The 12872-nt window shown below is 51.9% G+C and carries 9 protein-coding genes; 1 reads left to right on the top strand and 8 read right to left on the bottom strand.

The window, feature by feature from the left end:
• Positions 1 to 15 precede the first annotated feature (15 nt).
• The 8 genes from CBR65_RS01140 to CBR65_RS01105 form a co-directional block, all read right to left on the bottom strand.
• A complete protein-coding gene (locus CBR65_RS01140) occupies positions 16 to 1824 on the bottom strand; it encodes a TolC family outer membrane protein (RefSeq protein ID WP_232461301.1) in 1809 nt (602 codons plus the stop codon).
• 367 nt (positions 1825 to 2191) lie between these two features.
• Positions 2192 to 3685, bottom strand: coding sequence for a hypothetical protein (locus tag CBR65_RS01135; RefSeq protein WP_087468855.1), 1494 nt, complete (start codon positions 3683 to 3685; stop codon positions 2192 to 2194).
• 244 nt (positions 3686 to 3929) lie between these two features.
• Positions 3930 to 4724 (bottom strand): putative RNA methyltransferase, encoded by a 795-nt coding sequence (locus tag CBR65_RS01130; RefSeq protein ID WP_087465155.1) that lies wholly within the window; start codon positions 4722 to 4724, stop codon positions 3930 to 3932.
• A 113-nt stretch (positions 4725 to 4837) separates the two neighbouring features.
• Positions 4838 to 5638: a PhoH family protein gene (locus CBR65_RS01125; protein WP_087465154.1), complete on the bottom strand. Its 801-nt coding sequence runs from the start codon at positions 5636 to 5638 to the stop codon at positions 4838 to 4840.
• A 409-nt stretch (positions 5639 to 6047) separates the two neighbouring features.
• Entirely contained in the window at positions 6048 to 7442 is a 1395-nt protein-coding gene (locus tag CBR65_RS01120; protein WP_087468854.1) for a DEAD/DEAH box helicase, read from the bottom strand.
• Between the two features lie 123 nt (positions 7443 to 7565).
• Complete coding sequence (locus CBR65_RS01115; protein ID WP_087465153.1) at positions 7566 to 8876, bottom strand: sodium ion-translocating decarboxylase subunit beta; 1311 nt, start codon at positions 8874 to 8876, stop codon at positions 7566 to 7568.
• Positions 8877 to 8896: 20 nt separating this feature from the next.
• Complete coding sequence (oadA, locus tag CBR65_RS01110; RefSeq protein WP_087465152.1) at positions 8897 to 10684, bottom strand: sodium-extruding oxaloacetate decarboxylase subunit alpha; 1788 nt, start codon at positions 10682 to 10684, stop codon at positions 8897 to 8899.
• Between the two features lie 53 nt (positions 10685 to 10737).
• Positions 10738 to 10986 (bottom strand): OadG family protein, encoded by a 249-nt coding sequence (locus tag CBR65_RS01105; protein WP_087465151.1) that lies wholly within the window; start codon positions 10984 to 10986, stop codon positions 10738 to 10740.
• 408 nt (positions 10987 to 11394) lie between these two features.
• On the opposite strand from CBR65_RS01105, the gene CBR65_RS01100 reads away from it, so the two are divergent.
• Positions 11395 to 12393 (top strand): tRNA-dihydrouridine synthase, encoded by a 999-nt coding sequence (locus CBR65_RS01100; protein WP_087465150.1) that lies wholly within the window; start codon positions 11395 to 11397, stop codon positions 12391 to 12393.
• Positions 12394 to 12872 lie beyond the last annotated feature (479 nt).

The following is a 12872-nucleotide window of genomic DNA, read 5'->3' as shown; positions in this document are numbered from 1 at the left end:
AGGGAGATCCCGCGATCAGGGTTCGCGGCTGACCGTCACTTCAACGCGACGGTTTTTGGTGCGCCCGATGTCAGTCAGGTTATCGGCAACCGGCCGGGAAGCCCCGTAGCCTTCGACCTGAATATTCGCAGTCTCCAGACCATTCAATACCAGATAATTGCGCACCGTTTCCGCTCGCGCCCTGGATAGCGGGATGTTGATCATGTCGCTGCCGGTGTTGTCCGTATGGCCTTCAATACGAATCTCCACCACCTTCGGTGTTTGTTTGATTTGCTGCAGCAATTGATTCAGGCGCTGGGCGGCACCGGGACTTAAGTCAGAGCGACTGGTGGCAAAGAGCGCATCATTGCTGATAGGCGTCATCTCGGTAATCAAGTCAGCACGGCTCATCGCCACCGGCGCATCCGTCGGACAGGCCGAGTCAGCGTCTACCTTGACCGGATCAGCGTCTACCTGCTCAAACATCTCCAAACCGTCGCGCACAATACCCAGCGCCGGTAATAATTTACCCATAGCCGCCAAGGTGCGGGCGCGCGCCAGCGCGTTGTCACTCAGGGCGTTAACGTAGGCGCGGCTGGCCTGAAAATATTCATTCTCGGCGTCCAGCAGATCGAGCAAGGTGCGCTGGCCGATGTTGAATTGTTCGCTGTAGGCGATACGCACCTTGTCACTGGAGCGCCGATGTTGATCGAGGGAAATGAGTTGCTCAGCGATTCGCCGGGAGTCGTTATAGGCAATCTGGGTAGTCTGACGGAGGTTGATACAGGCCTGATCACGCAGATCTTTCGCCTGATTGACCTGCTCTAGCGAGCGGCGCACCGCTGCGCGATTGGAACCACCGCTGTAGAGGTTGTAGGTAATGGCCAGCTCAATAGCGCTTTCTGCGCCATAGCGGTCCGGATCAAAACGGTCATCAAATCCATTGGTGTTACGGCCGATATTCTGACGAGCCCGCAGTTCGGCTTTCGGGTAATAACCCGCACGCTCTACCTTGACCGCCGCCTGGGCAGCCGCGATATTTTTTATTGCTGCATGGAAACCCGGATTACCCTGATAAGCCAGATTTAACGCCTCCTGCACATTGGGCGGCAGCGAGTGATCCTCCAGCTGCGTAGGCGCCAATTCCGCCGCCGGTAATTTACCGACGATGCGCAGGTAACGGGCCGTCACATCGTGAAGATTGGAGGCTTCCGTCAACAGATTGGATTCTGCCAGTGCCAGACGCCCCGCTACCTGTTCCAGATCGACCCGACGACCAACGCCAGAGGTAACACGCTCTTCGATCTGGCTCAGGACATCGCGGTGTTTGGCGTAGTTATCGCGCGCCAGAACCACCAGTTGACGCTGACGCTGGACGTCCTCATAGGCAGCAACTGCTTCCAGCGCAATAGTTTCCACACTGTCCAGCAATTCGAAATAGCGCACCAGGCGGGCACTATCAAAACGGTTCACCTGGCTGCTGGTGCGAAAGCCATCAAACAACATCTGGCTTAATGAAATGCCAGCCTGGCCACTGTCATAACTGCCGCGACCGTCGTAATCACGGCTTGCCTTACCGGCGGCAGCTGTCAGATCTACGGAGGGCAGATAACCACCCCGTGCCACGCTGACATCCTCGGCGGCGGCGCGGAAGGCATGCCAGTTGGCTTGTACTTCGGGATTGGTTTCGATCGCTTGCAGGGCCACATCGCGTATCGTGGTTGTGTCCTGTGCGTGGGCTACCGTCGTTGTTGTCAGCACAGCGGCACCGGTCAAGGCCGCCATGACCACCGATACTACCTGGAGAAATTGTCTGCGATAGCCACGGGTTTGCAGGTTGCTCATCCACTTATTCCTGTTGTTACTGATATTGCTGGAAACGCCAGCGTCCTGCCTGAGCTATATAAAGCATCAGGCTTAACTAGGGGCGTAGGGGAAAATGGCGATCAGGTTGCTCGGGTCCGACCCGTCATTAATCGTCCTGGAGGAATTGCTCAACAAACAATCATGTCGCTTAAATCTACATCAATTTGGCGCGAGATGATACCTTATATTCCACCTGGTTCACAATAATTGTCATTACGTCGCTACCTGATATAACCAGATAAACCAAATTAACCGATTTACCTGCGCATCAGACTTGGAATTGAATAAGGAAATTGGCGCCAAAGCAATTACACAATATTACTTTGGCGCCATTGGCGTGGCGGGATCAGACCTTTCGCAGAACTATCCTGAAAGGCTGTTCAAAATCATTGGCGGGAAGGTTATCCGGGTTACAACGCTCGCGAATTCGCCAGGCATTGACTGATAGCTCAATCTCGCCGGTGCTTAAACGGCTGAAACTCACGGTCATAAAGTGTTCGCGGGTGCGCGCTTTGGGATAGGCCGACAACAAAAAACCCGGCTTGCTTTTCACTTGAAAGGACTTGTCGTAAGTGACCTTGGCTGGCACCCACTGCGGGATGCGAATGGTGCGCGGGTCAGGGAAAAAATCCGGGCTGGATTTTGCTTCAGCGGTAGCGATGCCGTTCAAGCCAGTCAGGTTAGACATCGGCGAAGAGACTACCTCAATCAGGCGACCGCCATTGTTGCCCAGGTTTACCCGGGCTATCCGCCCGAAGTGCACATCACCCGAGAGCACGACAATATCATTGCCGGTATGTGCCAACGCCTGCAGCAGCTCGCGATATTGGCGGGAAAAGCTCAGCAGATTACGCTCAGTTTTATCTTCCTCATCAATCAGCAATTGTGGAATCACCAACACACCGGGGGATTGCAAGGACCGCGCCCAGGACACCAGTTGCGTAAAGCCTTCCTGGGAAATGAATTGATGCTTGCTGCGATGGGAGCGTAGATCGGCGAAGCAAAGTGACAGGTCATTACCAATGGAAAAGGTCTCTACCAGCGGCGAGCGCTGAATGTTCTTCACACCATCACTCGCCGAGGCAGTCCAGGTGCTTCTCACCCGCGCCAGCTTCAGCGCCAACAAGGCAGGGATCAAACCATCGTAAAAAGGATAGTCGTTCCAGTACTCGTGATCATCCGGCAGCATCCAGGTGCCCCCGCAACCAAAGATGCTGCCCAACGCCTGCCAGTGCAACGCATAGTCATCAGCGATCCGCTGGCGGATTTCCGTATTGAGCAGGGAAAGTGAATCAAATCCGATATCCAGATACACCTGATCGCCAGCCAGCACGGTGATATCCGGCCGAACATCATCCGGCCCCCGTTCGTATAGCGTGCGGTAGGCCGCCGCCGCTTGTCCGCCATCGCGATGATTGTAGAAACAGCTACCAAGGCCAATGGTAAAGGGTTTACAGCCTTTTTCAGGAATACGGGTGGGCAAGGTGTCAAAACAACCCGAGCGCAAGGGTTGCCAGGCTTCTTCAATTAAACAGGGAATCGCTTCGATACGGCGGGAAAATATCACTCGGTAACGGGTTGCGGGCTGGAGACCATCAAAGCGGCAGAGTACATAAAAACGTTGATTCACCTTGCGAAACGGACGTTGCCAATCCGCTTTTACAATCGGGTGGATGCGCGTCGAACCATCCGGCAACACCAGCTCCACTTGCGCATGCAAAGGCATCTTCAACGTGGGAAATAATGTGCCCACCCAGACTTCTGCGCTGGTCGCCGTAACCCGATGGATCACCAACATCCATTGGCCGGTCGTGGTGTTGTAGTCTGCTATTGCTGTCATACAGCCTCCCTGTTTTTCCCTGAACCCTACGGAACCCTGAAAAATTACCTGCGTTGCCATCGCGGCGTTAAAAACAGGCCGCAGCGGCGGACCGTTCAAAATGCTCATTTACTCCGTGTAAATTCCGCTTTTTCACCTGTTTTTGCCTTGCGCTGGCTACCTCGCCAACATTTTTCAGAGGCTCCTTAACATCGGCTAGACTGCCGCGTTTTTGCGGTGAGCGCAAGCGGGCTTTTGTTAAGTTTCAAGCCCGGCGATAAAGGCTCACGGTGAAATCCGCTTTATCCCGCCAACCCGATGCAACCATTTCCCTGGAGGCTTCCTCCTTTAACCGCCAGGCAAAAGGCGTCATCTGCAACAGCGCTTCTGTGAGGGCGCCGGCAGATACAACCAGTTCAAAATTGAGCTGATGATTTTCCTCCAATACAAACCCGTCAGGTGCCTGCGGTTCTGGATGTGGGCGGACGTGTTGATAAAGGGTTTGACGCAACCCCAGCAGGTGATCCTGCCCCGGCGTGACGATGATGAGTCGCCCGTCGGGCTTCAGCACGCGCACCAGTTCGCTGTCCTTGCTGGGTGCATAAACACGCGTGATAACGTCAATACTGTGATCCGCAATAGGCAAGGCATAACTGGAAGCGACGGCGTAGAATGCACGACTGCCTTTGGCCGCGAGTCGCACGCCCTCTTTTGCTATATCAATACCGTAAACCTGCGCAGCGTTATTTAGCACCCTGGCCATATGATTGGTGAAGTAGCCTTCACCACAACCGATATCCAGAACACATTGTGTACTCATCGGAAGATGACGCTGTATTGCATTAGCCAATGGCGAAAAAAAACCGGCGGTAAGAAAACGGCGACGTGCCTGAAGTTGTAGCTTGGCATCACCCGGCTGACGGGAGTTTTTATGGTGGACTGGCAATAAATGAAAGTAACCTTCGCGCGCACGATCAAACTGATGTCCACGGCAACAACGCAAACCTTGCGGATTTTCAATCAGGGACTCGTGACACAGGGGGCAAATAAAACACAGCATGGGCAATAAAAATCGACGTGATGAAAAATCACAGCATGCCCATTGATGTGTGGGAATACAAGAGAGATGGGAGAAACGCGCTGCGTTAGCCGCAGCGCGTGTTGAACGCTACATCAATCCATCAACTCGTAGCGATCAATAATGTCACGCACCAGACCGCTGCGCACAATATCTTCACGCTCAAACTCATGGACATAAACACTGGGCAGATTGCTTAAGCGGCGCACAGCATCTTCGAGGCCATTGGGACCGCGAATATCACTTTGCTTTACGTCGCCATTAATAACCACTTTGCAATCTTCCCCAATGCGCGTCAGAAACATCTTCATCTGCGCAAGGCTGGTATTTTGTGCTTCATCAAGAATCACAAAGGTTTTGCTGTTGAAGGTTTTGCCGCGCATAAATGCCAGCGGCGCGGCAACGATGCGACCATGGCGCAGGCAGTAATCCACGGTGCCAGCGCCCAGGCGTTCGTTGAGAATATCGCGGAATGCATCGATATAAACCGAGAACTTCTGGTCCAGATCGCCCGGCAAAAAGCCGAGGTTTTCTCCCGATTCTACCGCTGGCCGCGTCAGGATAATCCGTTCGATACGTCCGGACTCCAATGCCTCTGCCGCCAGCGCACCCGCGCAATAACTTTTACCGGTACCGGCTGGGCCGATGCCGAATGTCAATGCGTGATTCTGAATGGCGGTGATGTATTGTTGTTGGGCGTGATTCTTGGCGCGGAGCGGTTGGGGAGAGCGAGGGGGGGAGTATGCGGTTTCGACTTGCTGGGAGCGGGATTTAATCTCGACGATGTTGTCGTCGTCTCGCTGCTTTCGTGATGACTTGTGTTTCGAGCTTCGGTAGCTATTGTCTTCGGTGAACATATGATGGTTATTGCGTCTAGCGTGAGATCTTTTCGCCATGGGTTAAAATCCCCTTCAGGTTCAAAGTTAACATTCGGCGGATTCACTCAGAAAACTCTTGATAGTTAATACTCTTCAAAAATTTCTGGTACAAACGCCTGCTCTGTTTTACGCAAACTTCTACACAAACTACACGTGTTTTCCAGCGTCTTCGCCCACACCCCTTTTTCAACGATAAGTGAGTTAATCACCGATTATCATGGATAACTTCTACAGCTTCACCATGACAAGCCTGTGACACCAGCACAACAAATCTGAACGACCTGTTGATTTTCAGGGGCATTCTTTTTAGCCACCTTGACTTGATACTATGCCCAAATTTAAAAGTGGTCAATGCGCAATACAAAAATATTTTCAGCCGATCATGGCCCTGATAAAAGATGTTTGACGAGAAACAAATTGCGGGAACTTAATCCTCGTCACCCAGATCGTGGGTATCGGTGCGCTTGCGCCGCAAGGGTGCAAAACCGTCACCCAATGTTTTGGTCTGGCTTACCGACTCATCCGTTCTTGCAGGATTGGCACTGGGTGCACGGCGTTTGCCCACATTCTTTTTATCCCGCTCACGCACTTTAACCTTATTGGCAACCGGTGTTTTAGTATCAACCGGTTTCTTCTTTTTGGTGCCCGAGGCTTTGCCGGATGCTTTTACTTTTTTGGGTCCGGTATAGCTGGCCACCAAACCCGGTAACGTAAGGCGCTCGAAGCTTACCTTTAAATAACGTTCGATACTGCTCATAAGATTCCATTCGTTTGCCGCTATCAGAGAGACGGCGCGACCACTTTTTTCGGCGCGGCCGGTACGGCCGATACGGTGGGTGTAATCATCACCGCTCTGAGCCATATCGATATTGATCACCAGGTCCACCCCGTCAACATCCAACCCTCTTGCGGCGACATCGGTAGCGACCAAAATACGTGTGTGCCCCAGACGAAAAATATCCAGCGAGCGCTTGCGTTGATCCTGGGTCATGTCACCGTGAAGTGCGCTGATGCTGTATTTGTTATACCGCAACAAACCATCCAGTTGAGCCGCTTTTATTTTTGTATTGGTAAACACAATCGCCTTTTCATAGGACGAGCGGCCCAACAAGGCAAGCAATAATTTTTCTTTGTGTTTGTCGTCATCGGCCAGAACAATCTGTTGCTGAATGCGGTTATCGGTATCCTCTATTGCAATCTCTTCGGCAGGTTGTTCCTGCATCACCTGCTTGATCAAATGCCGCAGTCCGCGTTGCTCAAGCGTTGCGGAGAATAATAAATTCTGGCGTTGTGGGTAGCAGGTCTCGGCAATTGCCAATACGTCTTCACTTAATCCCATATCCAGCATGCGGTCTGCTTCATCGAGAACCAGGATTTCCAATCCGGAAAAATCCGTCGATTTATGGCGAATGTGTTCCACCAAGCGGCCCGGTGTCGCCACCAAAATTTCAGGGTTTTTGCGCAATAAGGCTTTTTGATATTTCAGTTCGTCACCACCGGTGACCATCGCGACCTTAATGCTGGTGAAGCGACACAATTGCTGGGTTATTTTTACAATTTGTCGTGCCAGCTCCCGCGTAGGACTCAGGATCAGGATTCGGGTACTGACAGGATTTAATGGTGCAGCAGTCAATATTTTTTGCAGTGCCGGCAACAAAAACGCGATGGTTTTACCGCTGCCGGTTTTAGCGCTGACCAGCAAGTTTTTATTATCCAGTATTGCCGGAATGGTTTTTTCCTGCACCGGCGTGGCCTGAACCAACTCCAGGCTCTCCAAGGCTTTGAGCAATTGGGGATGATTGATCAATGTCGCAAATGGCATATTTTCCACAGGTAAATCCTCAGCACCATGCTGGTGTAAGCATAGTAGTCAAAATAAAGGGGGAAGAAACAAAAAAGCTCTTCCCGGTGTACGGAAAGAGCTTTCGCAAAACCGTTACTGCCATCAGCCCATGGCGGAGACCATAGAGATCATGACACCAGCCGCAACGGCTGAGCCGATCACGCCCGCTACGTTGGGCCCCATGGCATGCATCAACAGATAATTGTGGGGGTCAGTCTCCAAACCGACTTTGTTGGACACCCGCGCCGCCATCGGTACGGCAGAGACCCCTGCTGAACCGATTAACGGGTTGATCTTGTTTTTTGACAACAGGTTCATAAATTTGGCCACCAACACACCCATAGCCGTACCTATGGCAAAGGCGAGCATCCCCAGAATGAGAATACCCAGGGTTTTGGGATCAAGAAATTTATCCGCCGCCAATTTTGATCCCACCGCGAGCCCGAGGAAAATGGTGGTGATATTGATCAGCGCATTTTGGGCCGTCTCACTCAGGCGCGTTACCACGCCACATTCACGCAGCAGGTTGCCGAAACAGAACATACCCAATAATGCCGCCGCGCTGGGTAAGAACAAAGCGACCAGAACCAGCAAGACGAGCGGGAACAGGATCTTCTCACGCTTGGATACTTCACGTAGTTGCTGCATCTTGATCTGGCGATCAGCTTTAGTGGTCAATGCACGCATGATGGGCGGCTGAATCAGAGGAACCAAGGCCATATAGGAATAGGCGGCGACAGCGATGGCGCCCAGTAAATCCGGCGCCAGGATACTGGCCACATAAATAGCGGTCGGGCCGTCCGCACCACCGATAATACCGATGGCGGCGGCATCGGCGATAGAAAAGTCCATCCATCCCAGACTGGATAAACCCACCGCACCAAGCACCGTCGCAAAGATACCGAATTGCGCTGCTGCGCCCAGAAACAGCGTCTTGGGGTTTGCCAGCAGCGGACCAAAATCCGTCATTGCCCCAACACCCATAAAAATAATCAAGGGCGCGGCACCACTGGCTATGGCAACCTTGTAGAAGACATACAACATGCCGTCACTGAAACCATAGTCCGCCGCAATCCGATGAGTCTGCACCTGTACGGCTGTTGTGGCGTTCTTGTATAGCTCAGCCAGCTCAGCTGCTGTGACATCCTGGGCCGTACCCAATGCCTGGGCGAGCGCCTGGTAAACCTCCGTATGCCCAAAGGCGAGCGCACTTTCGAATGCGGTAAAGGACAAACCGGCGCCCGGGATATTGGAGAGAATACAGCCGAAACCAATAGGTACCAGCAACAGCGGCTCAAAGCCCTTGCGAATAGCAAGAAATAACAGCAGGAAGCCTACCAGCAGCATGACGAACTGGCCGGATTGCAGGTGATGGATGCCGGAGTCTTGCCACAGGCGGATAAAGTTTTCCATAGCGTTTCCTATCTCCGCAATCAGGCAATCGTCAGCAACACATCGCCAACCGCGACACTGTCACCCACTTGAATATCCACCGCGACAACCGTACCGGCCTTGAAGGTACTGATTTCCGTTTCCATCTTCATGGCTTCGAGTACACACAGGGTGTCGCCCACTTTGACTTTTTGCCCGGGCTTGACCAATACCTTACAAATAATGCCGCCCAGCGGTGCCACGATGGACTCACCACCGCTCACCGTTACATCACCATGGCTTTCGGGCGCCGCAGCGCCATTCAGTGGTACCAGACCAGTAATATCACCGCCTGCCGACACAGTAACGGTGTAGCTTTGGCCTTCGACGGAGACGGTATAGATTTCCTCGCCTTGTTCCGTGGTTGCCACAGCAGATGTGCTTTCCTGGCCGGGTACAGGCTCAAAAGCAGCGGGATTATTACGGTTTTCGAGGAATTTCAAACCGACTTGAGGGAAAAGCGCGTAAGTCAGGACATCATCAACCAATGCTTCGCCTTGCGCGAGGGTAATACCTTTTTCGGCAGCCAATGCCTTAAGTGTTTGGGTCAACTTCTCCATCTCGGGTTCCAGCAGGTCAGCCGGACGACCGGTGACAGGTGCCCCGCCATTGAGCACTCGTTGCTGCAACTCCGCATTCACCGGAGCGGGCGTCGCCCCGTATTCACCTTTAAGTACACCTTCGGTTTCTTTACTGATGTTCTTGTACCGCTCGCCGCACAGAACGTTCAGTACTGCCTGGGTTCCCACAATTTGGGACGTAGGTGTAACCAGAGGAATAAAACCGAGGTCTTCACGCACACGGGGAATTTCGGCCAGAACTTCATCAAAGCGATCTTGCGCATTCTGCTCGCGCAACTGGCTTTCCATGTTGGTCAACATACCGCCGGGCACCTGAGCAACCAGAATCCGCGAATCGACACCGCGCAGAGCACCTTCAAATTTTGCGTATTTCTTGCGGACTTCACGGAAATAAGCCGCAATATCTTCCAGCTTCTGGATATCCAGGCCAGTATCACGCGCGGTTTCTTGCAGAATAGCAACGACCGACTCGGTAGGACTGTGACCATAGGTCATGGACATGGAGGAGATAGAGGTATCGACATTATCAACACCTGCTTCAACGCACTTCACAATTGTTGAGGTGGACAACCCGGTAGTAGCATGACAGTGAAGGTGTACAGGAATCTGGCAGGTTTCTTTCAAACGCTTGACCAATTCGTACCCGGCGTAGGGTTTCAAGAGACCGGCCATGTCTTTGATACAGATGGAGTCAGCGCCCATCTCTTCAATCCGCTTCCCCTGCTCTACCCACAAATCAATGTTGTGCACCGGGCTCAGCGTGTAGGAAATAGTACCTTGTGCGTGCTTACCGTGTTTTTTTACTGCTTGCAGTGCCGTTTCGATATTGCGCATATCGTTCATGGCATCAAACACGCGAAAGACATCTACGCCATTGTGCGCAGCACGCTCAACAAATTTATTCACCACATCATCGGCATAATGACGGTAACCAAGAATATTCTGACCGCGCAGCAGCATTTGCATTGGCGTGCGCGGCATGACCTTTTTCAATTCGCGAATACGGTGCCAGGGATCTTCACCCAAATAGCGAATACAGGCATCGAAGGTTGCACCACCCCAGGTTTCCAATGACCAGTAACCCATCTCGTCCAGTTTGGCGGCGATGGGCAACATATCATCCAACCGCATACGCGTAGCAAATAAGGACTGATGTGCATCGCGCAAAACAACTTCAGTGATACCCAAGGGCTTTTTGACATCGCTCATGGTGCTTACCTTTCTCTATTCGTTTTTGTACTCATTCATGCACACAGTGTTGATTAACGTCGTTTTGCCCGATGCTGATCCAGTGCAGATTTAATAACCGCCAGCAAACGCGCATCGACTACATCGTGGTCTGCCTCAACCATCTTGACCGATGCAGCTTGTACGTCAGGTTCAGCAAAATAGCGCTGTACCATACGCGACATCAGCGTCGTGCAAACCACCAGAATGGCCAGAAATATCACCACAGTCCCCATACCGTAAAGCATGAGATCGACACCCTGTTGCATCAAAGAGTCCTGCATATGACCGCCCTTTTCCTGTGCCTGCAAATCAAGTTGCAGAGATTGAGACCCGACTTGGCGGGAATTTATATGAATTATTCATGAACTCTGCCTCGATCGCGTTAGCAACAATCGCTCCAGACAGGCGAGAGGGGCGACAATGTAGCTTGATTGCCTAACCACCGCAACCAAACCCATCGAGTTGGGCCTATTCCAACCCCTGACCTTCACTTACAAAACACTCAATTTTTCATTATTTTTCAATGTTTTATTGAAAATGTAGCTGCTAGTGTATGACCTTCCCATAACCGCCATTAAACTATTTATTGCCCAACAACCTGCACCCTTTTCCAATCAAGCGTAGAATGCGCACACGCCGCCATAGCGGCCTTCAACAATGATGTAAACGCAACGAGATCCACTTAACCCATGAGAATCATGCTGGCCCCGATGGAGGGCGTCGTGGACCACCATGTGCGAGCACTGCTTGCACAAATCGGTGGGCTTGACGGCTGTGTAACAGAATTTATTCGGGTAACGGAACAGGTTTTACCCTACAAGGTATTTTTTCGCTTTGCCCCCGAGCTTGAGCGCAATTGCCTTACCCCCAACGGCGTTCCGGTAAAACTGCAATTACTGGGAGGCAAGCCGGAGCCCATGGCGATCAATGCCATGGAAGCTGTGCGCGCCGGAGCTAAATCCATTGACCTCAATTTTGGTTGCCCGGCAAAAACCGTTAATAGAAGCGATGGTGGAGCCTGCCTGTTGCGGCAGCCGGATCGCGTATACAGCATCGTCAAGGCCGTGCGCGATGCTGTCCCCCAGGATATTCCCGTCTCCGCCAAAATCCGCCTGGGTTACGACGATCGCAGCAGCTATCTGGATAACGCGCAAGCCGTGGCCGATGCCGGAGCCAGTGAACTTACCGTTCATGCTCGCTCCAAGGCCGATGGCTACAAGCCGCCCGCCTATTGGGAATACATCGCCGACATTCGCCAACGTCTTGCCATACCGGTAGTGGCTAATGGAGAAATCTGGAACCTGGCGGACTATCATCGCTGCCGTGAGCAATCCGGCTGCGACGATGTGATGCTGGGACGCGGCCTTCTCGCCTGCCCGGACCTGGCTCGACGTATCAAAGCAGATTTACATGGAGAAGAATATCGGCCACTTTCCTGGGGCGATATTTGCAGATTATTGTTTGAATATTATCAGCAAACCAAGCCGTGCTATCTGGAAAAAAACTGCGGCAACCGAATCAAACAATGGCTGATGTATTTGCGCTTGCAATATCCGCAAGCTGACGTATTTTTTGAACGCATTAAACGGGAAAGAGAACCTGCTGCTATTGAGCAAGCATTCGCTGAAGTCTTGCCACACAACGCCGATGTGCAGAGGTACCCGACACTGGAGACCGAGGCGCTTTGAGAAATCCGCATTCAGTATGGAAAGCAACGAACCTTCAATATCACCACATCAATATCGAAAGTAAGAGAGCCTGGTGCAACACCAGGCGTTAAAACCAATAACCGTCTGCGCGCTTCCCTTCAATATTTAAGAACCCGGTCATTTTGCCCCTGCTGATAACCCGATGATTCAATACCATCAAACGCAATAAAGGAAACATGGCGCACTCCACATCAACTACTAAACGAAGGGATTATTGTCAGCGCAACCTGACAGGCATAAAAAAAGCCCACCCCCTGACGGGATGAGCTTTTATTATCGTTATCGCGCTGAATAACGTGAATTGTAATGGCTTAAAGCGGCGTTGTCTGCCAAAAATCTGATGGATTTGATTAAATTTCTTTGCTGAATTTTTGCAGGCGTTTAGGCAGAAATAAAAAAGGCCTAGCTGTTAAAGCTAAGCCTTTGTTTTGTATGGCGCCTCGGGATCACTTAAATAA

This window comes from Cellvibrio sp. PSBB006 (genome assembly GCF_002162135.1).
Classification (GTDB): domain Bacteria; phylum Pseudomonadota; class Gammaproteobacteria; order Pseudomonadales; family Cellvibrionaceae; genus Cellvibrio.
The sequence above is the reverse complement of the archived record's forward strand: the minus strand, read 5'-3'. Positions and strand labels throughout refer to the sequence as shown.

Bases quoted from the DNA above. Each gene is read 5' to 3' on its own strand.
- CBR65_RS01105 (WP_087465151.1), bottom strand. From the start codon at position 10,986: ATGCAGGACTCTTTGATGCAACAGGGTGTCGATCTCATGCTTTACGGT.
- CBR65_RS01135 (WP_087468855.1), bottom strand. From the start codon at position 3,685: ATGACAGCAATAGCAGACTACAACACCACGACCGGCCAATGGATGTTG.
- CBR65_RS01120 (WP_087468854.1), bottom strand. From the start codon at position 7,442: ATGCCATTTGCGACATTGATCAATCATCCCCAATTGCTCAAAGCCTTG.
- CBR65_RS01130 (WP_087465155.1), bottom strand. From the start codon at position 4,724: ATGCTGTGTTTTATTTGCCCCCTGTGTCACGAGTCCCTGATTGAAAAT.
- CBR65_RS01115 (WP_087465153.1), bottom strand. From the start codon at position 8,876: ATGGAAAACTTTATCCGCCTGTGGCAAGACTCCGGCATCCATCACCTG.
- CBR65_RS01140 (WP_232461301.1), bottom strand. From the start codon at position 1,824: ATGAGCAACCTGCAAACCCGTGGCTATCGCAGACAATTTCTCCAGGTA.
- CBR65_RS01100 (WP_087465150.1), top strand. From the start codon at position 11,395: ATGAGAATCATGCTGGCCCCGATGGAGGGCGTCGTGGACCACCATGTG.
- oadA (WP_087465152.1), bottom strand. From the start codon at position 10,684: ATGAGCGATGTCAAAAAGCCCTTGGGTATCACTGAAGTTGTTTTGCGC.
- CBR65_RS01125 (WP_087465154.1), bottom strand. From the start codon at position 5,638: ATGGCGAAAAGATCTCACGCTAGACGCAATAACCATCATATGTTCACC.